Here is a 23,971-nt window from a genome sequence, read left to right as displayed (position 1 = left end):
GGTCTCGTGGGCTCGGAGATGTGTATAAGAGACAGCCTCTACACCCCGGGCCACGACCTCACCCTCCGCCTGAGCCCGGCACTGCCGCCTCCTCGGCGGGGGTGAGCGCGGGGTGACGGTGGCCTCAAGCGCCGGCCGGGCTGTGAAGGGTGGGGGCTGAGCTTGCCGCCCGCCTTCGCGTCACCGATGGCCTCAAGCGCCGGCCGGGCTTGGTCCTTGCCCCAGCGGCGAGCAACCACCCTCAGCCCGGCCGGCGTTTGAGGCCATCGGTGACCGACGCCCGGGACAGGCGGCCCCGTCCCCACCCGTCGGCCCGGCCGACAAGCCCGCCCCGGGAAATCGCGGACACCTCCTGTCCGCAACCCCTGCCAGACTCCCCCCATGCTGGACACCTCCGCGCGTCTCCTTCGCCTTCTTTCGCTGCTCCAGGCGCACCGCTCCTGGACCGGGCCCCAGCTGGCCGATCGTCTGGGGGTCACCGCGCGCACCGTCCGGCGGGACGTGGAGCGCCTGCGGGAGCTGGGGTACCCGGTCAACGCCGCCCCCGGCACCACCGGCGGTTACCAGCTCGGCGCCGGTGCCGAACTCCCTCCGCTGCTGCTCGACGACGACGAGGCGGTCGCCGTCGCGGTCGGGCTGCGGACCGCCGCGGGCGGGGGTGTCGAGGGGGTGGGGGAGTCCTCGGTGCGTGCTCTGGCCAAGCTGGAGCAGGTTCTGCCGAGCCGGCTGCGGCGCCGGGTCGGGGCTCTGCACGCGTACACCGTGCCGCTGCTGCGGGATCCCGGCGGGCCGGGGGTCGAGCCGGGGGTGCTGACGGAGCTGGCGGCGGTCTGCCGGGACGCCGAGCGGCTGCGGTTCGCCTACCGGGACCATGCGGGGAACGAGTCCCGGCGCACGGTCGAGCCGCACCGCCTGGTCTGCACCGAGCGCCGCTGGTACCTGGTCGCCTGGGATGTGGACCGGGCCGACTGGCGGACCTTCCGGGCCGACCGGATCACCCCCAGGCCGCCGCACGGGCCGCGCTTCACCCCGCGCGAGGGGCCGGCCGGGGATCTCGCGGCCTACGTCTCCGAGGGGCTGTCCACCCGGGTCTACCCGGACCGGGTGGTGCTGCGGCTGCTGGTGCCGCTGGCGGAGGCGGCCGGGCGGATCTCCCCGTCGGACGGCACCCTGGCGGCCGAGAGCGCCGACAGCTGCCTGCTGACGGCGGGGGCCACCAGCCTCGACGTCCTGGTGATCCACGTTCTGCTGCTGGGCCTGGAGTTCGAGGTGGTCGAGGGGGACGGCGTGCAGGAGGGGCTGCGGGCCGCCCACGGTCTGCTCGGGCGGGCGCTGGAGCGTGGTGGGCGGAAGGGGGAGCGGGACGACGGCGCTTTCCCGGAATCGGAATAGCGGGCCCGTGAATTCCTCTCCCGCGTTGCGGCGCGGCCGCGCGGCGGACGGGCCGGGCCGGGGGGAATGCGGGGCGAGCCCGCGGCAGCGGAATGGCGAATTCCAAGTGGCGGGCGAATAACCCTCCGTAAACCGGCGGAAGAAAAAAGTTGGGCGGGGAACGCCCGTACGTGTGAACGGGTTCCCGGCACACGGGTGTCGCGGTCCTGTGACAGAAGCGTGACCCGTGGGGAATCCGAGGGGCTACGGTGGCGCCATGGCTTCTCTCCCGACTCCGCCCCCCGACCCGCAGGACGACCCCGCCGCCTACGTCGGTCTGACCGCCGAGGAGGCCGAACGGCAGGCAGGGGAACGCGGCTGGACCACCGTCCGTACCCTGCAGCCCGGCGCCATGATCACCATGGAGTTCCTCGTCGGCCGGATCAACTTCGAGGTCACCGACGGCCGCGTCACCCGCGGCTGGAAGGGCTGACGCCCGCCGCGACCGGTACGAGAACGGGCCCGGCCCCCGCACGCGGTGCGGGGGCCGGGCCCGTCGGTGTCTCCGTGGTCTCCGCGGCGCCTGCTCAGCCGCCGGCGACCGGCCGGGGCGAAGGCCCGCCCCGCTGGCCGCGGTCGCCGGAGTGCGGCGGCCTGCGCGTGGCCGAAGGGGGCTGCGACGGCCGTTCGGCCCGGCCCGCGTGCGGGCGCTGCGCCAGGTGCGGGCGGTTGCCCCCCGGTCGTAGCTGCTGTGCCGACGGCTCCACCACCAGCCGTTCGGCGGGGGCGGACGACGTGGACGGCGGGGCGGGCGGTGCCGCCTGCGCGGAGGCGCTCCCCGCCGGTGTGGCCGCGCCGGGGCGGGGCATCGGCAGCCGGTCGCCCCAGCGGGCCCAGAGCAGGTCGCGGGTGGCCAGGATGCGGGCCTCCGCCCAGTTGATCATCGGCTCGAACCAGGGCAGGGCCAGCAGGATCAGCACGCCGGCCGCCCAGCCCAGCAGCACGTCGCTCAGCCAGTGCGTACCGAGGTAGACCGTGGTCAGGCCGACCCCGAGGGAGACCACCGCCGACAGGGTCGACAGGTGGCGGCGGGCGCGTGGCGTGGCGGCCAGGTAGGCGAGGATGCCCCAGGTCACGACGGCGTTGGCGGTGTGGCCGGACGGAAATATATCGCCGCCCTGCCACATCTCGTTGGCCCCGATCTCGGTGGCGTAGTGCGGGCCGAGGCGGCCCATGCCGATCTTGGCGGCGCCCACCGTGACGTTCAGCAGCAGCAGCGAGGCGCCGAGCGCCAGCAGCGGCCGCAGCGTGTGCTGCCGCCAGGAGCGCCAGCCCAGCCAGGCCGCGACCATCACCGCCGTCGGGCCGCGCTGTCCGAGGACCACGTAGTAGTCGAGGTACGGGTGGATCTCGGGCCACTGCTGGTAGGGGCGGAAGAACATGAGCTGCCAGTCCAGCCGGACCAGCCAGCTCGTGGTGATCACGGCCACGACGATGGTGGCGTAGAACGCCAGCGTCGCGCCGAACAGCGCGATCCTGTGCCGGCTCATGCGCGGCACATGGAGCTGCTCCGGCCGCTGCTGCTCACGGTCCAGCCGGGCGAACAGCCGGTCCAGACGGGTGAGGTTCGGTTCGGTACCCACTCAATCGACGTTACAGGGAGTGAGTGGTCGACTCGCTCGAATCTTCGGCTTTGTGATGACCATGTGATGTGGCATAGCTCTCAGCGCCTCCTTTATCCCGGCATTACACAGGTGGCGGCGGAAAGTATTACGGACGGCTCGGTGGTAATGATCCGACCGGTAATTCTTCCACTTTTCCATTCTTTCGCCGAAGGGAATCCGGATACCTTCCCGGACCCCGCGCGGCCTGCGGCCGGGGGAGCGGCGTCGCAGGTCAGGGCGGCCCTGAACCGTTCAGCCAGAAGCCCGCGTACCCGGCCGACAGCAGACCGACACCCGCCAGCAGCAGCCCCCGGCGGGCGGCGCCCCAGCGGGCCAGTCCCACCGCGAGCGGCAGCAGCAGCGGGAAGGCGGGGAGCAGCAGTCGCGGCTTCGAGCCGAAGTAGCCGGAGGCGCAGACCGCCAGCACCACCACGATCCCCGCGTAGACCAGCAGCACCGCCGGCTGCCCCTGCCGTACGCACCGCGCGCAGAGCCAGGCCAGCAGTGCCAGCCCCGCCACCAGCCCCAGGCCGCCCCAGAAGCCGGGCCCGGCCAGCAGGGAGCCGATGAAGCGGGCGAAGGCCAGCCCGCCGTCGAAGCCGTTGCCCCATCCCTCCTGCACGGAGAGGTAGCCGAAGAGCGGGTCGCCGGTGCGTGCCCCCACCCAGACCACGTACGCGCCGGCGCCGAGCGGTGAGAGCAGGGCGCCCGCCGCCATCGCCGGCGTGAGCCGCCGTTCCCGGCGTGCCGCGAGCGCCACGCCCACCAGGACCGCCGCCGTCACCGCCATCCCCACCGGCCGGGTCAGCCCCGCCAGCGAGGCGAGCAGCCCCGCCACGACCCACCGCTCCCGCAGCAGCGCGTACAGCGCCCACGCCGCCAGCGCGGTGAAGAGCGACTCGCTGTACGCCATCGACTGCACGATGCCGACCGGCAGCACCGCCCAGAGCGCCACCGCCGTCACCCCGGCCACGGCCCCGTACAGCCGCTCGGCGACGGCGTAGATCCCCCAGGCCGCCGCGAGCGAGGCGAGGGCGCTCACCACCAGCCCCACGTCCGGCGCCGCCAGCGGCGTCAGCCAGGAGCCCAGCCGCTCCAGCCACGGCAGCAGCGGGAAGAAGGCCAGGTTCGAGTGGACGGCGCCGTCGGGCAGCACCACCTCCCAGCCGTACCCCTGCTCGGCGACCCGCGCGTACCAGAGCGAGTCCCAGCGGCGGGAGAGCAGCCGGTGGGCGTCGTTGCCGGCGAGGGTGCTCCAGGCCGTGAGGACGGCGAGCCCGGTCAGCCGCACCGCCGCGTACACCGCGAGGGCGAGCCCGGCGCGGCGCGGCCCCGGCGGGCCCGGGTCGGGTGCCCGAGGTGCGGAGAGCGGGCGGATTTGATCAGAAGCGGTCACCGGGCGATTATCCGTGCGGAGACCGAGCCACCGGGGAGGGGCCTGTGAGCGAGTGCGGAGCGTACGTGGCACACACCACATTCCGAGGTCGCAACGGTGGGAGGCGCGCCACCCTGCAGCAAGGTGTACTCACGTACGCTGTCGGCTCACTCGTTCGTCGTCGTGGCCCGGACCGGGAGTCCGTACCCCGCCGAAGTGAGACGCACGAGGCTCACTGGGAGGTACGCGTATGACCGGGACGCCCCGCACTGCCCAGCCCGAGGGCGCCGAGGCACCGGCCCGCCGCTGGATGATCCTCGTCGTGCTCTGCGCCAGCCTGCTGCTGGTCGCCGTCGACGCCACGGTGCTCCACGTCGCCATCCCCGCCGTCAGCGAGGACCTGCGCCCCGGCCAGGTCCAGCTGCTCTGGATCGTCGACAGCTACCCGCTGGTCTGCGCCTCCCTGCTGATCCTCTTCGGCACCCTCGGCGACCGCGTCGGCCGCCGCCGCATCCTGCTCCTCGGGTACGCCCTCTTCGGCGTCGCCTCCGCGCTCGCGGCCGCCGCCGAGTCGGCCCAGCTCCTCATAGCCGCCCGGGCGCTGCTCGGCGTCGGCGGCGCCATGATCATGCCCGCCACCCTCTCCATCCTCCGCCAGGTCTTCCCCGACCGGCGCGAGCGGGCGCTGGCCATCGGCGTGTGGAGCGCGGTCGCCGGTATCGGCGCGGCCGGCGGCCCGCTCCTCGGCGGTTTCCTGCTGGAGCACTTCTGGTGGGGCGCGGTCTTCCTCATCAACATCCCGATCATGCTCGTCTCGCTGCCCGTCGGCCGCTGGCTGCTGCCGGAGTCGACCGGCGACGGGCAGGGCCCCTGGGACGCGGTCGGTGCGCTGCTGGCCGCAGGGGGGCTCTTCGGCGTCGTCCTCGGCGTCAAGCAGGCCGGCAGCGGCGAGGTCTCGCTGCTGGGCACCCTCGTCCCGCTGGTCCTCGGCGCCGTCCTGCTGGTCGTCTTCGTCCGGCGGCAGCGGGGGCGCGAACACCCGCTGGTCGACCTGGCGCTCTTCGCCCGGCCCGCCTTCGGCACCTCGGTGGGGTGCATCGTCCTGGCCATGCTGGCCCTGGTCGGCCTGGAACTGATCGCCGCCCAGTACCTCCAGCTCGTCCTCGGCCTCTCCCCGCTGGAGACCGGTCTGCGCCTGCTGCCGCTGACCTTCGCGGCGATGGCGGCCGGGCTGGCCGGCTCGCGGCTGCTGCCCCGGCTCGGGCCGCGCGCCATGGTCGGGGCGGGCTTCACCCTCACCGCCGTCGCGGTCCTCGTCCTCACCGGTATGGGCGACCACGACAACCCGCCCCTGCTGATCGGCGGCTTCGTCCTGCTGGGCCTCGGCCTCCAGACGACCCTTTTCAGCTCGTACGAGTCGATGCTCAGCGAGGCCCCGAAGGAGGAGGCGGGCGGGGCCGCCGCGATCGGCGAGACCTCGTACCAGCTCGGCGCGGGGATCGGCATAGCCCTGCTCGGCAGCGTCATGAACGCCGCCTACGGGCCGGGGCTGCGGCATGTGGAGGGCGTACCCGCCTCCGCCGCGGCCGACGCCCGGCACTCGCTCGGGGAGGCGTACGACGTGGCGCGGGAGCTGGGCGGGCCGGCGGGGGCCGCCCTGCGCACCGCCGCCAAGGACTCCTTCGTCCACGGCCTGCACGTCACCCTGGTCGTCAGCGCCGGCCTGCTGCTGCTCGGCGCGCTGGCCGCGCTGCGGCTGCCCCGGTCGATGGACCCCACCCCGGCGGAGCCCGCCGGACCGGGCCCCGGCTCGACCGACGGCACCGGGACCTCCGTCTCCGGCCCGCGCGGGACCGAGGACGCCGAGGAGGCTCCCCGGGCCGAGGCACCGCGCCCCCGCACCGAGAAGGACTCCGGCCGGGCCGCCCCGGCCGACGGGCACCGCACACGCGACTCGGCGCTGCGCGGCTGAGCGGAGCGGTCAGCTCTGGTTGAAGAAGCCGTTGTCCGTGCGGTGGGCGGCGCCGCCGTCGACGATCTCGGTGTCCGGCGGCGAGAGCAGGAAGACCCGGGTGGCGATCCGCTCGATGGAGCCGCGCAGTCCGAAGATGAGCCCGGCGGCGAAGTCGACGACGCGCTTGGCGTCGCCCGGGTCCATGGCGGTCAGGTTGATGATGACGGGCACCCCGTCCCGGAACAGCTCGCCGATCCGCCGGGCGTCCCGGAAGCTCTCCGGCGTGACCGTGCCGATCCGGCGGCCCTGCTCGTGGGCGGACTCCGAGGCGACCTGGACCCGCGGGTCCGTCACCCAGGCGTCGCCGGGCTCCGGGCCCTCGGCAGCCTCGTCGGCATAGCCGTCGTAGTAGCGCTCGTCGTTGTCGTCGACGAGGCCAAGCCAGGCACTCGCCTTGCGCACCGATCCCATGGACGCCTCCTCTCGCAGCGGTTTCCCTGTTTTCCGCACCCCTATCGTCGTCCATCATGCTGACAACGCGCCAAGGGGATAGGCGGCGCGCGGAGCTTTCGTGACGGTACTGGTGCACGCTATGACCGCATTCCCCAAGGGCCGTGCGGTATCACTGTGCTGACACCGAGTGAAAATACGACGATCGGCGCGCGTCGTGCCGTCCGGGTGACGGACGGGGGCGACCGGGTGACACGAGCGGGGGCACCGGCTCCGGTTCACCGCACGCCGGCGTCCGGGGGGAAGGCAGCGGATGTTCGGAATGGTCCGGCCGTGCACGCACCGGCTGGGGGAGCGGCTGACCGCTCAATGGATGGCTCACCTGTGCGGACTCTGCCTCGCCCTGCGCGGACAGGCGGGGCAGTTCGCCCGGGTGGTCACCAACTACGACGGTCTCGTCATCTCGGTCCTGACGGAGGCTCAGGCCGGGGCGGAGCGGGCCGGAAGGCGCCGCGCGGGACCCTGCGCGCTGCGCGGAATGCGCAGGGCCTCGGTGGCGGAGGGTGACGGTGCGCGGCTCGCGGCCGCCGTCTCGCTCATCCTCGCCTCGGCGAAAACCCGTGACCATGTCACAGATCAGGATGGCCTTCTGGCGCACCGTCCGGTCGCGGCGGCCGCCCGGCGCATAGCGGGCGTATGGGACAAGGAGGGTGCGCGGGCCGGAGCCGGCGTCGGTTTCGACACCGCGCTTCTCGTCGGCGCGGTCGAGCGGCAGCCCGAGGTGGAGGCGCTCGCCGGGCCCGGTACGCCGCTGCTGGCCGTCACCGAGCCGACCGAGACGGCGACCGCGGCGGCCTTCGCGCACACCGCGCACCTCGCCGGAATCCCCGGCAACGCCGCGCCGCTGGCCGAGGCCGGCCGCCTCTTCGGCCGCCTCGCCCATCTGCTGGACGCCGTCGAGGACCAGGAGAAGGACGCCGCGAGCGGGGCGTGGAACCCGCTGACCGCCACCGGCACCCCGCGCGCCGAGGCACGCCGACTCGCCGCCGACGCGCTGCACGGCATCCGCCTCGCCCTGGACGAGGCCGAGTTCACCGACGGGCGGCTCGCCCACGTCCTGCTCGTCCACGAACTGGGCCGCTCGGTGGAACGGGCCTTCGGCGAGGAGCGGCACCGGCACGGGGCCGAGGCGCACGGTCCGGCGCCGGGGAACCCGTACGCGCCCGGGGCGCCGCCCCACCCCGGCGGCCCCGGCGACCTGCCGCCCCCGCCCCCGCCGCCGCCCCGCGAGCCGCGCGGGCTGATACCCGGCTGCCTGGTCTTCGTCGGCATGGCCTGCACCTGCCAGATGTGCTGCGGGACGTACGAGGGGCCGTGGAGCCGGCGGCGCCGGGACGGCATGTGCAAGTCGTGCGGTGACTGCTGCGAGTGCTGCAGTTGCTGCAGCGACGGCTGTCAGTGCTGTGAGTGCTGCGGCTGCTGCGACTGCTGACGGTGCGGGACCGGCGTCAGCTCTTCAGCTCCGGCGGGGAGATGCGGGACTCCTTCAGGGCTGAGCCGGTCACGCCCCACTTCTCGAGGATGCGGGCGTACGTGCCGTCCTCGATGAGGTGGTCGACGGCGGCCTGGAAGGCGGGGGCCAGCGGGGTGCCCTTCTTGAAGGCGAGGCCGACGTCCAGGCGCTGGTACTCGTTGAGGAACTTCAGCCCCGGCTGCTGGTCCACGGCGTACCGCAGGCCGTTGATGGTGCTCATCACGACGTCGCTGCGGCCCTGCTGGAGCGAGCCCCACAGTGCGCCCTGCTCGGCGTAGGTGCGTACCCGGTACGGCTTCTCGCCCTGCTCGGCGCAGCGGGGGCGGTTCTCCTCCAGGGTGACCTCGAAGGTGGTGCCGGCGCCGGTGGCGATGTCCAGGCCGCAGAGCTGGGTGAGGTCGGTGACCTTCTTCAGGGTGCTGTCCTCGCGGACGGCGAAGCCCTGCCCGTCGTTGATGTAGGTGACGAAGTCGAGGGTGGCGCGGCGGTCGTCGGTGACGCCGAAGTTGCCGGTGCCCACCTGGTACTTGCCGCTGCCCAGCGCCGGGAGGATCGCCTCGAAGCTGGCCACCTCGCGCTCGACGGTGAGGCCGAGGACCTTGGCGGCGGCGTCGGAGACGTCACGGTCGAGGCCCGCGACGGTCTTCCCGTCGTCCAGGTAGGTGGAGGACGGGGGCGAGCCCACGCTGGCGGCCAGGGAGATCTCGCCGCCGTCGCGCAGGGCGGCCGGGAGCAGTTTCGCGGCGGCCGGGTCCTTCCGCACCCCGGAGACCACGTCCTCGGTGGGCAGGGAGACCGCCCCGGCCTCCGAGCCGGGCCTGCCCGCGCCGCCCGCCTCGGCCTGCCCGCCCTGGCCGCCGCAGGCGGTGAGGGTGAGGGCGGCGACGGTCACCAGGGCGAACAGCCCCTTCTGACGGCGGGCGGGTCGCCGGGCGGTACCGGGAGGCAAGGGGCTGCTCATGACGGGATTACTCCTGGCGGGTCTCAGGGGGCGGGACAGGGGTCCGCAATGTGGGACGGGGTGGGGTGATGGCTCAACTGGCTTGTTTGGCAAGGGAGTTGAGGATGGCGCGAGGGGAGGGGGCGCCCGGGAGGACGGGCGGGGTGCGGAGCGTGAGTGGTGGCGCGAACCCGTGCGAGGACGGGATGCGGAAAGGGGTGCGCGTGGCGTCCCGGTGCGCCGCGGCAGCGGCGGCGCCGGGCGGCCGGCGGCACGAAAGTGCGGGAGAAGGAAGCGGAAAGATCCGCGAAAGCGGCTCTGACCAGGAAGGACGCGGCGCGGAACGGCTCAGTGGCCGGGGCGGCTCAACAGGAGGAGGACCACACGCGACCGAAGTCGATGTGGGAGCGCGTCACCAGTCGCCGGGTCGGATGCATGGGCTCAGTGGACCAGGCATCCCGCACGGCGTCAACTGCCCTGAGACGGAGTGCCCATGATGCGGACAGCCTTGACAGCGGGCCGCGGAGCCGCCGTAATCTCGACGGCGGACCGCGCTGAGGGGCGCGGCCCGGGTGCAGTGCCGAGCGACGCGAACCGTGCTCCGACTTTGGAGTCACGGAGTCCGCCATGCCCCCGACACCTCCTGCCGCGCCGGCCCCTTCCCCCACGGGCGAGGCCCCGGCCGCCCCGGTCCTCAGCAAGGAGGCCGAGCCCGCTCCGCCGCGCGTCGTCCCCGTACGCCGCACCGGCCAGTGGGCTGCCGCCGCCGTGGTCCTCCTGCTGCTGGCGATGGCCGTCAACTCGGTGGTCCGCAACGAGGCGTTCCAGTGGGGCGTCGTCGCCGACTACTTCACGACCCCGGCGGTCCTGCGCGGCCTCGGCCTCACCCTCTGGCTGACCGCGCTGGTGATGGTGCTCGGCTTCGTCCTCGGCACGCTGCTCGCCGTCGCCCGGATGTCGGCCAACCCGGTGCTCAAGAGCGTCAGCTGGGGCTACATCTGGTTCTTCCGCTCCACTCCGGTCCTCGTCCAGCTGCTGTTCTGGTTCAACATCGGCGCGCTCTACCCGCAGCTCGGCCTCGGCATCCCCTTCGGCCCCGAGTTCCTCACCGTCAGGACCGTCAACCTGCTCGGCCCGCTCACCGTCGCCCTCATCGGCCTCACCCTCCACGAGGCCGCCTACGCCGCCGAGGTGGTCCGCGGCGGCCTGCTCTCCGTCGACCGGGGCCAGACCGAGGCGGCCCAGTCGCTCGGGCTCGGCCGGTGGCGGCGGCTGCGGCGGATCGTGCTGCCGCAGGCCATGCGGGCCATCGTGCCGCCCGCCGGGAACATGCTGATCGGCACCCTCAAGGGCACCTCCATCGTCAGCGTCATCGCCGTCCAGGACCTGCTCTACTCCGTGCAGCTCGTCTACCACCGCACCTACCAGGTCATCCCGCTGCTGCTGGTCGCCACCCTCTGGTACGCCCTGGTCACGACCGTCCTGACGGTCGGCCAGCACTACGTGGAGCGGTACTACGGACGCTCGGAGCGTGACCGGTGACCCCCGCCCTCGTCGTCGTCGGCGCCGGGCCGCGCGGCACCGGCGTCTTGGAGCGGATCGCCGCCAACCTCGCCGAGGTGTACGGCGACCACCCCCTCGACATCCACCTGGTCGACCCGCACCCGCCCGGCGGCGGACGGATATGGCGCCACGACCAGTCGCCGCTGCTCTGGATGAACTCGCACGCCGAGGACGTCACCCTCTTCACCGACGACACCGTCGAGATGGCCGGCCCCGTCACCCCGGGCCCCGACCTCGCCGCCTGGGCCGCCGCGTACCGCGAGTCCACCCTGCCGCCGCCCGCCGTCGCGGCCGGCCCGGAACTCGACGCCGAGATACGCGGCCTGACCCCGGCCGGCTTCGCCTCCCGGCGGCTCCAGAGCGCCTACCTCGGCTGGGTGCACGCCCGGGTCCGCGCCGCCCTGCCCCCGCAGGTCACCGTCCACGAGCACCGGCGCGCCGCCGTCCGCGTCGAGGGCGCGCCGGACGGGCTCCAGCGGGTGTGGCCGGCGGGCTCGGACACCCCGCTGACCGCCGACGCCGTCCTGTTCACCCTCGGCCACCTCGACACCGAACCCGACGACGAGCAGCGGGCCCTCACCGCCTTCGCCGCCCGCCACGGCCTGACCCACCTGCCGCCCGCCTACACCGCCGACAGCGACCTGAGCGCGCTGGCACCCGGCGCCCCCGTCCTCGTACGCGGCCTCGGGCTCGCCTTCGTCGACCTGATGGTGCTGGTCACCGAGGGACGCGGCGGCCGGTACACCACCGGCGCCGACGGCCGCCTCGTCTACCACCCCTCCGGCGCCGAACCGGTGCTGTACGCGGGCTCCCGCCGCGGCGTCCCCTACCGCTCCAAGATCGGCTACGGCTGGCAGGGCGACCCGCCGCCGCTGCCCCGCTTCCTCACCGCCGAGGTGGTCGACGCCCTGCACGCGACGGCCGGGCCCGGCGGGCCCGACTTCACCCGTGACCTGTGGCCGCTGATCGACAAGGAACTCGGCTGGGCCCACTACCACCGCCTCTTCACCACCCGGCCCGGCGCCACCCGCATCGCCTGGGACGACTTCGCCGAGAAGTACGCCGCCGCCGCGCCGCTCAGCGAGGAGCTGCGCACCCTGGTCGCCACCGCCGTCCCCGACCCCGCCGACCGCCTCGACCTCGCCGCCCTCGACCGCCCGCTGGCCGGGACCGTCCACCCGGACCCCGCCGCGCTCCAGACGGCGCTGCGCGCCCACATCGCCGCCGACCTCGACCGCCGCCACGATCCCGCGCACAGCCCCGACCTGGCGGTCTTCCTCGGACTGCTCTCCGTCTACGGGCAGTTGCTGCGGCTCGGCGACAGCGGGCAGCGCTGGCACGGCTTCTTCAGCTACCTCGCCTCCGGACCGCCAGGACCCCGGCTGCGCCAGCTCGCCGCCCTCTCCGAGGCGGGGATCGTCCACTTCCTCGGCCCCGACACCGCGTTCACCGCCGACGAGGAGTCCGGGCTCTTCCGCGCCGCCTCGCCCGCCGTCCCCGGACACCACGTCGAGGCCCGGGTCCTGGTCGAGGCACGGCTGCCCGACGCGGCCGCCGTCCGCTCCGCCGACCCGCTGCCCCGGGGACTGCTCGGCGACGGGGCCGCCGCCGGACCGGGCGGCCTGCTCCGCGTGGACCCCGCCGACGGCCGGCTCCTCGGGCTCGGCGGCCTGCCCCACCCGCGCCGCTTCGCGCTCGGCCCGCACACCGACGCCCGGGGCGCCGGGGCCTTCACCCGGCCCCGTACCAACAGCTCCTCCTTCCGCCAGAACGACGCCACCGCCCGCGCCCTGCTCGCGCTCCTGCGCGGGACGGGGGAGCGGGTCCCCGTGCCCGTACCGTCCCCCTCCCGAGGAACCCATGTCCCTGACCAGTGACCCGCCGCGCGGCGGCCCGGCCGTCCCGGCGGCGCCCGACGCCGCCGGAGCCGACGCCGACGGCCGGCTCACCGTCGTCCCCGTCCGCCACCCCTGGCGCTGGCTGGCGGTGGCCGCCACCGCCGTGCTGCTGCTCCAGTTCGCCCACGGCCTCGCCACCAACCCCGGCTGGGAGTGGGGGGTGTTCGCCGAGTTCTTCACCGCCGAGGTGATCCTGCGCGCGGTCTGGGTCACCCTCCAGCTCACCTGCTACGGCACCGCGCTCGGCTTCGGCCTCGGCGTGGTCCTCGCCTTCATGCGGCTCTCCGCCAGCCCGTTCCTGCGGCTGGTCGCGCACGGCTACATCTGGGCGTTCCGCTCCATCCCGCTCATCGTCCAGCTGCTCTTCTGGTTCAACCTCGCCTACCTCTACGACGAGATCCAGTTCGGCATCCCCTTCGGCCCCGGCTTCGTCTCCTTCGACACCATGGGGCTGGTCGGCGCGATGGGCGCCGCCGTCCTAGGCCTCGCCCTCCACCAGGCCGCCTACGCCGCCGAGATCGTCCGGGCCGGAGTGCTCTCCGTCGACGCCGGCCAGCTCCAGGCCGCCGCCTCGCTCGGCATCCCCCGGCTGCGGCAGATCCGCCGGATCGTCCTGCCCCAGGCCATGCGGTCGATCCTGCCCAACGCCGCCAACGAGATCATCTCGCTCTTCAAGGGCACCTCGATCGTCTCCGTCATGGCGATCGGCGAACTCTTCTACCAGGTCCAGGTCATCTACGGCCGCAACGGCCGCGTCGTCCCGCTGCTGATGGTCGCCACCCTCTGGTACGTCCTGCTCACCACCGTGCTCTCCGTCGTCCAGCACCACGTCGAGAAGCGCTTCGCGAAAGGGGCCACGCCATGAGCGCGATGGTCGAGATCCGTTCCGTCCGCAAGAGCTTCGGCTCCCACGAGGTGCTGCGCGGCATCGACCTGGAGGTCAGGACCGGCGAGGTCACCGTCGTCCTCGGCCCCTCCGGCTCCGGCAAGTCCACCCTGCTGCGGACCGTCAACCACCTGGAGAAGGTCGACAGCGGCCGGATCACCGTCGACGGCAGACTCGTCGGCTACCGCCGCTCCGGCGACAAGCTGTACGAACTGCGTGAGCGGGAGGTGCTGCGCCGGCGCACCCAGATCGGCTTCGTCTTCCAGAACTTCCACCTCTTCCCGCACCTGACGGTCCTGGAGAACATCACCGAGGCGCCCATCTCCGCGCTGAAGCGCCCCCGTGCCGAGGCCGTCGCCGCCGCCCACGCCCTGCTGGAGCGCGTCGGCCTCGCCGAGAAGGCCGGCGCCTACCCCGGCCACCTCTCCGGCGGGCAGCAGCAGCGCGTCGCCATCGCCCGCGCGCTCGCCCTCGAACCCAAGCTGCTCCTCTTCGACGAGCCCACCTCCGCCCTCGACCCGGAACTGGTCGGCGAGGTCCTCGACGTCATCAAGGACCTGGCCCGGCAGGGCACCACCATGATCGTCGTCACCCATGAGATCGGCTTCGCCCGCGAGGTCGCCGACACCGTGGTCTTCATGGACGAGGGCGTCGTCGTCGAACAGGGCCCGCCCGCCGAGGTGCTGGACCGCCCGCGCCAGGAGCGCACCCGCGCCTTCCTCTCCAAGGTGCTCTGAGCCGTGTCCGCCCGCACCCCCTTCGCCTCCCCGCCCGCCCCGACACCCCGTCAGCCCGACACCAGGAGCGCCCCCGTGTCCCGTACCGCCCTCGCCGCCCGCCCCCGGAGCCTGCGCGCCCTCGGCGCCGCCGCCCTCGCCGTCCTGCTCACCGCCTGCGGCTCCGGCTCCGGCCCCGGGCAGGAGACGTCCGGGGCGGGCGCCGCCGACGGCACCGGGATCAACACCTCGCCGCGGCAGGACCGGATACGGGGGAAGAAGGACGCCGAGGCCGCCGGGCTCGTCCCCGCGAAGATCCGGGAACGCGGCACCCTGCGGATCGGCGGCAGCGCGGACGCCGCCCCGCCGCTGGGCTTCTACGCCACCGACGACAAGACCCGGATCGGCGTCGAGACCGACCTGGCCGTCCTGGTCGCCGACACCCTCGGGCTGAAGCCGCAGTTCGAGCAGGTCTCCTGGGAGAACCTCTTCGTCGGCCTCGACAGCGGCAAGTTCGACGCGGTCTTCTCCAACGTCACCGTCACCGAGGAGCGCAAGGAGAAGTACGACTTCGCCACCTACCGCCTCGACGACATCGCCTTCGAGGCGAAGAAGGGCAGCGGCTGGAAGGTGAAGGGCCCCGCCGACGTCGCGGGCAAGAAGATCGCCGTCTCCTCCGGCACCAACCAGGAGAAGATCCTCGTCGACTGGAGCGAGCAGAACGAGAAGGCCGGACGGAAGCCGGTGGACATCGCCTACTTCCAGAAGGACACCGACTACTACCTCGCCCTCCAGTCCGGCCGCATCGACGGCTACCTCGGCCCGAGCCCCGCCGTCTCCTACCACGTGGCCGGCGCCGGGCAGACCGAGATCGTCGGCTCCCTCTCCGGCGGCGGCGCGGACATCCAGGGCAAGATCGCCGCCACCACCAAGAAGGACAGCGGCCTCGTCGACGCCTACGCCGCCGCCCTCGACAAGGCCATCGCCGACGGCACCTACGCCGAGGTGCTGAAGCGGTGGAACCTCAGCGGCGAAGCGGTCGAGAAGTCCGAGATCAACCCGCCCGGCCTGCCCAAGCCCTGACGCACCCCCCGGACTCCCCGTCGTACGGAAGGCACCGCCACCCATGCCGGAACCCCACAAGCCGACCACCCTGCACCTGGCCGCCGCGCTCAGCGCGCCCGGCGCCCCCAGGCCGTACACCGCCGCCGACTGGACCCGCCGGGTCCGGCTCGCCGAGGACGGCGCCCTGGACTTCGTCACCCTCACCGACGCCTTCGGCGAACGCGGGCCCGACGCCCTCCAGGCGCTCACCGTCACCGCGCCCGCCACCGCCCGGGTCGGCCTCGTCCCCGCCGTCACCACCACCCACACCGAGCCGTTCCACCTCCAGGCCGCCGTCGCCACCCTCGACTGGGTCAGCGGCGGCCGGGCCGGCTGGCTGCCCGCCGTCTCCACCACCGAGGCAGAGGCCCGCCTCTTCGGCCGCCGCCCCGCCGCCCCCGCCGCCGCCCTCTGGCACGAGGCGGCCGAGGTCGCCGAGGCGGCCGGGCGGCTCTGGGACAGCTGGGAGGACGACGCCGAGATCCGTGACCTCGCCACCGGCCGCTTCGTCGACCGCGACAAGCTCCACTACGCCGACTTCACCGGCCGCACCTTCAGCGTCCGGGGCCCCTCGATCGTGCCGCGCCCGCCGCAGGGCCGCCCGGTCGTCGTGGCCGACACCGCCAGCCCGCACGCCCGCGACCTCGCCGCCCGCCACGCCGACGTCGCCCTCGTCCACGCCCAGGGTCCGGCCGCCGCCCGCGCCGCCCGAGAGGAACTGCTCGCCCGCGCCGAGGCCGCGGGCCGCGACCCCGGCACCCTGCGGGTCCTGGCCGTGCTCACCGTCGACCTCGGCGGCGGGGAGTACGCGGCCGTCCCCTCGCACGGCGGCGGCGGACCCCGGGCGGGCGGCGCCGGCTCCCCGGCCGTCTACCGGGGCGGCCCCGTCGACCTCGCCGAACTCGTCACCGCCTGGCACGACACCGGCGCCGTCGACGGCTTCCACTTCGTGCCGGCCGACCCCGACCGCGACCTGGAGCGGCTCATCAACGGCACCGTCGCCCTGCTCCAGCACCGGGGCCGGTTCCGCACCTTCTATCCCGGCGCCACCCTCCGCGACCACCTGGGCCTGGCCCGGCCCGCCAGCCGGTACGCCGCCGCCCGGGGAGCCGACCGATCCGCGACCACCCAGGGGGAGCCTGCATGACCAGCCGGCCGATGCACCTCGCCGCCCACTTCCCGGGCGTCAACAACACCACCGTCTGGGCCGAGGACGCCCAGACCTCGCCCCCGCCGGCCGGACCCGGCGGGCGGCAGATCGCCTTCTCCTCCTTCACCCACCTGGCCAGGACCGCCGAACGCGGCCTCTTCGACTTCTTCTTCCTCGCCGAGGGGCTGCGGCTGCGCGAGCACCAGGGACGCATCCACGACCTCGACGTGGTCGGCCGCCCCGAGTCGCTGACCGTCCTCACCGCGCTCGCCGCCACCACCGAACGGCTCGGCCTCGCCGCCACCGTCAACGCCACCTTCAACGAGCCCTACGAACTGGCCCGCCGCCTCGCCACCCTGGACCACCTCAGCGCCGGCCGGGCCGCCTGGAACGTCGTCACCTCCTTCGACGCGTTCACCGGGGAGAACTTCCGGCGCGGCGGCTTCCTCGACCGGGCCGACCGCTACACCCGCGCCGCCGAGTTCGTCGCCACCGCCCGCGCACTGTGGGACGCCGCCGCCCCGGACGGCGCCGGGCAGCCCGTCACCCACACCGGGCAGCACTTCGGCATCGAGGGACGGTTCGGGCTGCCCCGCTCCCCGCAGGGCCACCCCGTCGTCATCCAGGCCGGTGACTCGCCCGAGGGCCGGGAGTTCGCCGCCGCCGCGGCCGACGTCATCTTCACCCGGCACGGCACCCTGGAGGCGGGCCGCGCCTTCTACACCGACGTGAAGGACCGGCTCCCCGCCCACGGCCGCCGCCCCGAGGAGCTCAAGATCATGCCCGGGGTCACCTTCGTCCTCGGCGACACCGACGCCGAGGCGCAGGAGAACGCGGTGGAGATCCGGCGCCGCCAGATCTCCCCGCAGAACGCCCTGTACGCCCTGGAGCAGATCTGGGGCATCGACCTCTCCGGGCACGACCCGGACGGACCGCTGCCCGAGGCCGACCCCGACGTGGACTCGACCTTCGTCCAGGGCCGCGTCAAGCACGGGGACCCGCGCCAGATCGCCGAGAAGTGGCGGGCGCTCTCCGCCGAGAAGGGGCTCAGCAGCCGGGAGACGGTCATCGAGGCCACCGGCCGGCAGTCCTTCGTCGGCACCCCCGCCGCCGTCGCCGAGCAGATGATCTCCTTCGTCGACCGGCGGGCCGCCGACGGCTTCATCCTCGTCCCGCACCTGACGCCCGACGGACTCGACCCCTTCGTCGACCGGGTGGTGCCGATCCTCCAGGAGCGCGGCGCCTTCCGCACCGAGTACACCGGCACCACCCTCCGCGACCACCTCGGCCTGCCCGCGCCGCGCCCGCGTACGGAGGCCGGCCGTGGCTGAGACCGCCGAGGAGTGGCAGCACCGCCGCACCGCCGCGCTGACCGCTCCGTACGGCCCGCTCTCCGTCACCGGTGTCCACTGGCTGGACGATTTTCCGGAAGGACGACTTCCGGCCATCCCGGGGCGGTGGCAGCCCGACGGGGACCGCCTCGCGGCGACCGCCACCGCCGCCGACGGGCTCCTCCTCGACGGCCGCCCGCTGGAGGGCACCGCCCGCCTCGGCGCCGACCAGGGGCCGCCCGGGGATGCCCGCGCCGGGCAGGGCGGGCGCCGGTTCGCGGTGCTGCGGCGCGAGGGCCTGTGGGCGGTCCGGGTGCACGACCCGGAGTCCGGGCGGCTCCGCGCGGCGCCCAGGATCGCCCGCTGGCCCGAGGACCCGGCCGCGCGGACCCCCGGGACGTTCACCCCGTACCCGGACACCCGGACGGTGCGGGTGGCCAACGCCGACGGGCGCCCGCGGGGGCTCGGCCTCGGCGGCGAGCTGGTCTTCACCCTGGGTGGCCGGGCGGTGACGCTGCAGGTCACCGTGGAGGCGGGTGGCGGGCTGTGGGCCGTCTTCGCGGACGCCACCGGGGCGGGGGAGCGGGCGGCGGCCGAGGGTGGGTACCGGTTCCGGTTCCTGCGTACCCCGGCGCCGGGCGCCGGCGGCTCGGTCGCCGTCGACCTCAACCGGGCCGAGCTGCCGCCGTGCGCCTTCTCGCCGTACTTCCTCTGCCCCTTCCCGCCGCCCGGCAACACCCTCGCGGTGCCCGTGCGGGCGGGGGAGCGGAACCTCGCGGAGGGCTGAGGCGTCCCACTCCGCGGCGCGAGCCCCGGGAGAGCCGACTCCCGGGGCCCTGCGCGCTGCACCCGCCCGGCGGCCGAAAGCAGCCCTTGTGCGCCTTTGGCGGGCGCCCAATACTCCCGTCCAGCGCTTGTCAGGGGCACGACGCATCCGGAATGCGGACGCTCCCCCGACTGCGCCTCACAAGGGCCCCGCCCCCGCGCGGCCCTCGGTTCCTTTCGGGAGGAAACAGCCAGTGAGGATCAAGCGCACCACCCCCCGCAGCAGCGTCGCGAGACGCACCCGCCTGGTCGCTCTCGCCGCCGGCCTCGCCGCCGTCGGCGCCCTCGCGACTCCGACGGCGCACGCCGGCGAGAGCGCGGCGTTCAGCTCGGCGGAGCTCACGAGCGCGGCCGAGGCGGTTCTCGACACCGACGTCGCCGGCACCGCCTGGTACGTCGACAAGGCGGCCAACAAGGTCGTCGTCACCGCGGACTCCACCGTCTCCAAGGCGGAGATCGCCAAGATCCGGAAGGCGGCGGGCGGCGAGGCCGGCGCCCTGGAGATCAACCGCACCGAGGGCACCTTCAGCCCGCTGCTCTCCGGTGGCGACGCCATCTACAGCAGCAGCTCGCGCTGCTCCCTCGGCTTCAACGTGCGCAGCGGCAGCACGTACTACGCGCTGACCGCCGGGCACTGCACCAACGGCACCAGCACCTGGTACACGAACTCCTCGCGGACCACCGCCTTCGGCACGGTCGCCGGGTCGAGCTTCCCCAACAACGACTACGGCCTGATCCGCTACACCAACTCCTCCGTGCCGGCCTCCGGCACCGTGGGCAGCGTCGACATCACCCGGGCCGCCAACCCGACCGTCGGCCAGTCGGTGACCCGCCGCGGTTCCACCACCGGCATCCGCAGCGGCACGGTCACCGGCCTCAACGCCACCGTGAACTACGGCAGCGGCCAGGTCGTCTACGGCATGATCCAGACCAACGTCTGCGCCGAGCCCGGCGACTCCGGCGGCCCGCTCTACTCCGGGTCGACCGCCCTCGGTCTGACCTCCGGCGGCAGCGGCAACTGCTCCTCGGGCGGCACGACCTTCTTCCAGCCGGTCGTCGAGGCCCTGAACGCCTACGGCGTCAGCGTCTTCTAGCCCCCGCCCCACCCCGGACCCGCCAGGGTCCCCGCACCTCGGGCCCGTACGGAGCGCGGACGCGCGTTCCGTACGGGACGGCCCCCGGGCGAACCGGTCGCGAACGGTTCCCCGGGGGCGGCCCCCGTTCACGACCGCCCCTCCCCGCCGGGCCGCCGGACGCGTTACCGTCGAAAGTGACGTGCATCACTTTCCTACGGGACCCTGGGGGCCGTCATGATCGAGGAGCTGGTGACCGCGGGCGCGGCCACGGCGTCCGCCGGAGCGCTGTACGTGATGGCCGCCGCCCGGGTGGTCAAACAGTACGAGCGCGGCGTGGTCTTCCGTCTGGGGCGGCTGCTGCCCGAAGTGCGCAGGCCAGGGTTGACCCTGGTGGTGCCGATCGTGGACCGGCTGCACAAGGTGAGCCTCCAGATCATCACCCTGCCCATCCCGGCGCAGGAGGGCATCACCCGCGACAACGTCACCGTCCGCGTCGACGCCGTCGTCTACTTCAAGGTGGTCAACCCCTCCGACGCGCTGGTCCGCGTCGAGGACTACCGCTTCGCCGTCTCGCAGATGGCGCAGACCTCCCTGCGCTCCATCATCGGCAAGAGCGAACTGGACGACCTCCTCTCCAACCGCGAGAAGCTCAACCAGGGCCTGGAGCTGATGATCGACAACCCGGCCGTCGAGTGGGGTGTCACCATCGACCGGGTCGAGATCAAGGACGTCTCCCTGCCGGAGACGATGAAACGCTCCATGGCCCGGCAGGCCGAGGCCGACCGTGAGCGCCGGGCCCGGGTCATCAACGCCGACGCCGAACTCCAGGCGTCGAAGAAGCTGGCGGGCGCCGCCCAGGTGATGTCCGAGCAGCCGGCCGCGCTCCAGCTCCGGCTGCTCCAGACCGTGGTCGCGGTCGCCGCCGAGAAGAACTCCACCCTCGTCCTGCCGTTCCCGGTCGAGCTGCTGCGGTTCCTGGAACGGGCCGCGCCGCTCCCGGGCGCCCAGGAGGCCGGGGCCTCCCCGGCCTCGTCCGGGCAGGGGGCGACGGCCGCCACCGCCGCGAGCGCCGGGGAGGCGGCCGACCCCGAGGCCCTCGCCGCGCAGGCACGCGAGCTGGCCGGCGAGTTCCCGCCGGGGACCTCCGGCGACGTGGTGCGCCAGCTGCTGGAAGGGCTCGGCGAGAAGGGCGTCCCGGGCCTGGTGGGGGAGCGGGCGGTCTCCGAGGCGGAGCCCGGGACACCCGGGACCCTCGCCGGGGCGGAGGGCGAGGGTGAAGGTGAGGAGCGTACGGACGCCGAGGGCGCCGACGGGTCCGGGGACGCCCCGGGGGAGGGTGGCGCGCGGGGCTGAAACCGTTCGTACGGTCGGCGCACCGTCCTGAGGGGCGGGTGCGGCGGCCGTGAGGGGAAGGGCCGGCCGGGATCTCCCGGCCGGCCCTTCCGTGTGTCCGGGGGCGGCCGTGGTGTGCGCCGGGCGAGTTGGGGAGGTTCGGTGACAGGGGCGCGCCGGGGGTGTGACCGGGGTGCGGGCGGGGTGGGAACGCCTGATTCCGGTGGGGCGGTTATGAGACAGGACTAGTCCTCACCTCGGGCGGTGGGGTGACTGCGGAGGGTGCAATTCCGCAGGTGCGAGCTGGGATGACGGCGAGCGGGCGGGTGTGCGGCGGGGCGCGGGCGAGTCGTACGGGAGGCCGGAAGTCGACCTTGTGTGGCGGCTCACGGCCTCGCAATAGTTGCTGCCACGCAGGGCCCGGAGCGTTCGGGCCGGTCACCGCCGGCCCCCTGTTCCTCCGGGTCCGTTCCTTCCGGCTGCCCGGCCGACCCCCACATGCGGTCCGGCGGCCGAACCCCCCACAGGAGGACGTGACGTGAACCACCGACGCATACCCAAGCGGCGGGTCGCCGTGACCGGTGCCGGCATCGCCGCACTGGTCGCCGCCGGGCTGACGTTCCAGACGGCCAACGCCAGCGAGCCGCAGAGCGCCGAACCGCGCACCCTCTCGGTCGCCTCCGCGGGCAAGCTCGCCGACACCCTCGCCGGTGACCTCGGCAAGGCGGCCGCCGGGACGTACTACGACGCCAAGGCGAAGAACCTGGTGGTGAACGTCCTCGACGAGGCCGCCGCCACCGAGGTCGAGGCGTCCGGTGCCCAGGCCAGAATCGTCGAGCACTCCCTCACCGCGCTGAACGACGCCCGGGCCACCCTCAAGGACCGGGCCAGCATCGCGGGCACCTCGTGGGCGATCGACCCGACCAGCAACAAGGTCGTCGTCACCGCCGACCGCACGGTCGAGGGCAAGGAGCTGGCGAAGCTCACCAAGGTGGTGGACGCGCTCGGTTCCAAGGCCGAACTCAAGCAGACCAAGGGCGAGTTCAAGCGGTTCATCGCGGGTGGCGACGCCATCCACGGTGACGGAGGCCGCTGCTCCCTCGGCTTCAACGTGGTGAAGGGCGGCGAGCCGTACTTCCTCACCGCCGGGCACTGCACCGAGGGGATCTCCAGCTGGTCCGAGACCTCGGGCGGTTCGGAGATCGGCACCACGGTCGAGTCGAACTTCCCCGGCGACGACTACGGGCTGGTCCAGTACACCGGCTCCACCGAGCACCCCAGCGAGGTGAACCTGTACGACGGCAGCACCCAGGCCATCACCGATGCCGGTGACGCCACCGTCGGCCAGTCGGTGACCCGCTCCGGCTCCACCACGCAGGTCTCCACCGGCGAGGTCACGGCGCTCGACGCCACCGTGAACTACGGCGGCGGCGACGTCGTCGAGGGCCTGATCCAGACCACCGTCTGCGCCGAGCCCGGCGACAGCGGCGGTTCGCTCTTCGACGGCTCCACGGCGCTGGGCCTCACCTCCGGCGGCAGCGGTGACTGCTCCTCGGGCGGCGAGACCTTCTTCCAGCCGGTGCCGGAGGCGCTCTCCGCGTACGGCGTCGAGATCGGCTGACGCCCCGCTGAACCGAACCCCGGCCGGAGTCCCAGCCCGGCCGGGGTTTCGCGTGTCCTCACTGCGGCGGCAGGCCCCGCGACCGCTCCCGGTCCCCCCGGTACAGGGAGGCCGCCAGGGTCACCAGGATGCCGCCGGCCGCCCAGGCCGCCAGCACCAGCAGCGAACCGGTGAGCGCCCGCCCGTCGAAGTACGCGATCGAGCGCGCCGCCCAGGTCCCGGCGCCGGGCTGGAGGGCCGGGCCGATCGCCTCCCAGAACGGCGGCAGCATCGGCAGCGGGAAGGCGCCGCCCGCGCTCGGGTTGCCGCCGACCACCACGATCAGCACGGCCAGACCGATGCCGACCACGCCGGTCGCCGCCTCCAGGGCCAGCGTCAGCGCCCCGACGGAGAAGACCACCAGCGCGCCCAGCCCCCACAGCCCCCACAGGCTGCCGGGCAGCGCCCCGAGAACCGGCCCGACCACCACCGCGCCGCCCAGGCCCCCCGCGATCGCGTAGAGCGCCATGGTGGCGAGCCGGATCACCGCGCGCCGCCCGTTGGCCGGGCGGGTGCCGGCGCTGATCGCCAGCAGGGAGGCGGTGAGGTAGCCGCCGACGCACCAGCCGACGACCAGGTAGAACGAGGACAGGCCGTTGAAGTCGTCGTCGCCGGCGGGGGCGACGTCCACCGTCCGCACCTGGCGGTCCTCGGCGGCGTCCGCCCTGGTGATGATCTGCTCCAGTGACGTGGCCAGCACGGTGCCGCCGCCGGAGGCTACCAGCAGCCGGTCGGTGGTGCCCCGAGGGTCCACCACCAGGGCCCCGTCGATCTTCCGCTCCATGATCTGGTGGCGGGCCTCGGCCTCGTCGGCGACCGTCCGCGCGTCCAGCGGGTCCCCGTCGAGCCCGTCGAGCCGGGCGGCCAGCTCCTGGCTCTGCCCCGCCGCGCCCGGGACGGCCACCCCGAAGGGGACGTGGTGCGGCCTGGGGTCGTGCAGCGCGCCCACGTAGCTGGCGATGAAGAGGAGCTGGAGGGCGAGGGCGCCGATGACGAGCAGCGTGGTGCGCGGGGTGACCGCGTCCCGCAGCTCGGCGGCGAGGCCCCGGGGCGTGGCGGGTCCGGCGGAGTGCGACATCCCCCCACGCTGTCGCCGCCCGTCCGGCCCCGCAGTCGGGACCGGTCCGAATGGCTGACCGGGC

20 protein-coding genes are annotated in these 23,971 nt (G+C 74.1%); 15 read left to right on the top strand and 5 right to left on the bottom strand.

The window, feature by feature from the left end; genetic code table 11:
• Positions 1 to 381: 381 nt before the first annotated feature.
• Together IF45_RS0124090 and IF45_RS0124085 are read left to right on the top strand one after the other, a co-directional pair.
• The gene (locus IF45_RS0124090) at positions 382 to 1,392 is read left to right on the top strand and encodes a helix-turn-helix transcriptional regulator (protein ID WP_030309509.1); all 1,011 of its coding nucleotides are present in this window, start codon (positions 382 to 384) and stop codon (positions 1,390 to 1,392) included.
• A gap of 256 nt (positions 1,393 to 1,648) precedes the next feature.
• Positions 1,649 to 1,864 (top strand): I78 family peptidase inhibitor, encoded by a 216-nt coding sequence (locus IF45_RS0124085; RefSeq protein ID WP_008409584.1) that lies wholly within the window; start codon positions 1,649 to 1,651, stop codon positions 1,862 to 1,864.
• Between the two features lie 94 nt (positions 1,865 to 1,958).
• Here the strand turns inward: IF45_RS0124085 and IF45_RS0124080 are convergent, their stop codons facing one another.
• Together IF45_RS0124080 and IF45_RS0124075 are read right to left on the bottom strand one after the other, a co-directional pair.
• The gene (locus IF45_RS0124080) at positions 1,959 to 3,014 is read right to left on the bottom strand and encodes a phosphatase PAP2 family protein (protein ID WP_003947317.1); all 1,056 of its coding nucleotides are present in this window, start codon (positions 3,012 to 3,014) and stop codon (positions 1,959 to 1,961) included.
• Between the two features lie 253 nt (positions 3,015 to 3,267).
• Positions 3,268 to 4,326: a glycosyltransferase family 39 protein gene (locus tag IF45_RS0124075; RefSeq protein WP_030309507.1), complete on the bottom strand. Its 1,059-nt coding sequence runs from the start codon at positions 4,324 to 4,326 to the stop codon at positions 3,268 to 3,270.
• Between the two features lie 334 nt (positions 4,327 to 4,660).
• Between IF45_RS0124075 and IF45_RS0124070 the strand changes: the two genes are divergently transcribed.
• A complete protein-coding gene (locus IF45_RS0124070; RefSeq protein WP_030309504.1) occupies positions 4,661 to 6,382 on the top strand; it encodes an MFS transporter in 1,722 nt (573 codons plus the stop codon).
• A 9-nt stretch (positions 6,383 to 6,391) separates the two neighbouring features.
• On the opposite strand, the gene IF45_RS0124065 is transcribed toward IF45_RS0124070, so the two are convergent.
• On the bottom strand, positions 6,392 to 6,835 hold the full coding sequence (locus IF45_RS0124065) for a cell division protein SepF (RefSeq protein ID WP_008409578.1): 444 nt from the start codon (positions 6,833 to 6,835) through the stop codon (positions 6,392 to 6,394).
• A 292-nt stretch (positions 6,836 to 7,127) separates the two neighbouring features.
• On the opposite strand from IF45_RS0124065, the gene IF45_RS0124060 reads away from it, so the two are divergent.
• Positions 7,128 to 8,306, top strand: a complete 1,179-nt coding sequence (locus IF45_RS0124060) for a DUF5685 family protein (protein ID WP_030309502.1) — start codon at positions 7,128 to 7,130, stop codon at positions 8,304 to 8,306.
• Between the two features lie 16 nt (positions 8,307 to 8,322).
• Here IF45_RS0124060 and IF45_RS0124055 read toward each other — a convergent pair whose 3' ends face one another.
• Positions 8,323 to 9,309, bottom strand: coding sequence for an ABC transporter substrate-binding protein (locus IF45_RS0124055; RefSeq protein ID WP_030309500.1), 987 nt, complete (start codon positions 9,307 to 9,309; stop codon positions 8,323 to 8,325).
• Between the two features lie 606 nt (positions 9,310 to 9,915).
• Between IF45_RS0124055 and IF45_RS0124050 the strand changes: the two genes are divergently transcribed.
• From IF45_RS0124050 to IF45_RS0124000, 11 genes are all read left to right on the top strand, one after another.
• Positions 9,916 to 10,830 carry an amino acid ABC transporter permease gene (locus IF45_RS0124050; RefSeq protein ID WP_030309498.1) on the top strand — a complete coding sequence of 305 codons (915 nt, stop codon included), beginning with the start codon at positions 9,916 to 9,918 and terminating at the stop codon, positions 10,828 to 10,830.
• A complete protein-coding gene (locus IF45_RS0124045; protein WP_030309496.1) occupies positions 10,827 to 12,728 on the top strand; it encodes an FAD/NAD(P)-binding protein in 1,902 nt (633 codons plus the stop codon). The genes IF45_RS0124050 and IF45_RS0124045 overlap by 4 nt, the downstream gene beginning before the upstream one ends.
• Complete coding sequence (locus IF45_RS0124040; RefSeq protein WP_030309494.1) at positions 12,712 to 13,614, top strand: amino acid ABC transporter permease; 903 nt, start codon at positions 12,712 to 12,714, stop codon at positions 13,612 to 13,614. The genes IF45_RS0124045 and IF45_RS0124040 overlap by 17 nt, the downstream gene beginning before the upstream one ends.
• A gap of 5 nt (positions 13,615 to 13,619) precedes the next feature.
• On the top strand, positions 13,620 to 14,372 hold the full coding sequence (locus IF45_RS0124035; RefSeq protein WP_018895411.1) for an amino acid ABC transporter ATP-binding protein: 753 nt from the start codon (positions 13,620 to 13,622) through the stop codon (positions 14,370 to 14,372).
• Between the two features lie 75 nt (positions 14,373 to 14,447).
• Positions 14,448 to 15,434, top strand: coding sequence for an ABC transporter substrate-binding protein (locus tag IF45_RS0124030; protein WP_030309492.1), 987 nt, complete (start codon positions 14,448 to 14,450; stop codon positions 15,432 to 15,434).
• A gap of 43 nt (positions 15,435 to 15,477) precedes the next feature.
• Positions 15,478 to 16,602, top strand: a complete 1,125-nt coding sequence (locus IF45_RS0124025; RefSeq protein ID WP_008409561.1) for an LLM class flavin-dependent oxidoreductase — start codon at positions 15,478 to 15,480, stop codon at positions 16,600 to 16,602.
• Entirely contained in the window at positions 16,599 to 17,936 is a 1,338-nt protein-coding gene (locus IF45_RS0124020; protein ID WP_018469255.1) for an NtaA/DmoA family FMN-dependent monooxygenase, read from the top strand. The genes IF45_RS0124025 and IF45_RS0124020 overlap by 4 nt, the downstream gene beginning before the upstream one ends.
• Complete coding sequence (locus tag IF45_RS0124015) at positions 17,929 to 18,723, top strand: DUF1684 domain-containing protein (RefSeq protein ID WP_030309491.1); 795 nt, start codon at positions 17,929 to 17,931, stop codon at positions 18,721 to 18,723. Before IF45_RS0124020 ends, IF45_RS0124015 begins: the two co-directional genes overlap by 8 nt.
• 232 nt (positions 18,724 to 18,955) lie before the next feature.
• Positions 18,956 to 19,855 carry a S1 family peptidase gene (locus IF45_RS0124010; RefSeq protein WP_003947302.1) on the top strand — a complete coding sequence of 300 codons (900 nt, stop codon included), beginning with the start codon at positions 18,956 to 18,958 and terminating at the stop codon, positions 19,853 to 19,855.
• 216 nt (positions 19,856 to 20,071) lie between these two features.
• A complete protein-coding gene (locus IF45_RS0124005; RefSeq protein ID WP_018469253.1) occupies positions 20,072 to 21,190 on the top strand; it encodes a slipin family protein in 1,119 nt (372 codons plus the stop codon).
• Between the two features lie 517 nt (positions 21,191 to 21,707).
• Positions 21,708 to 22,790, top strand: a complete 1,083-nt coding sequence (locus tag IF45_RS0124000; protein WP_030309488.1) for a S1 family peptidase — start codon at positions 21,708 to 21,710, stop codon at positions 22,788 to 22,790.
• A gap of 58 nt (positions 22,791 to 22,848) precedes the next feature.
• On the opposite strand, the gene IF45_RS0123995 is transcribed toward IF45_RS0124000, so the two are convergent.
• Complete coding sequence (locus tag IF45_RS0123995) at positions 22,849 to 23,907, bottom strand: membrane protein (protein ID WP_030309484.1); 1,059 nt, start codon at positions 23,905 to 23,907, stop codon at positions 22,849 to 22,851.
• Between the last annotated feature and the right edge of the window lie 64 nt (positions 23,908 to 23,971).

The sequence above is a fragment of the Streptomyces albidoflavus genome, from assembly GCF_000719955.1.
GTDB lineage: Bacteria > Actinomycetota > Actinomycetes > Streptomycetales > Streptomycetaceae > Streptomyces > Streptomyces albidoflavus.
Note: the sequence above shows the minus strand (reverse complement) of the source record. Positions and strands in the feature narration are given on the sequence as shown.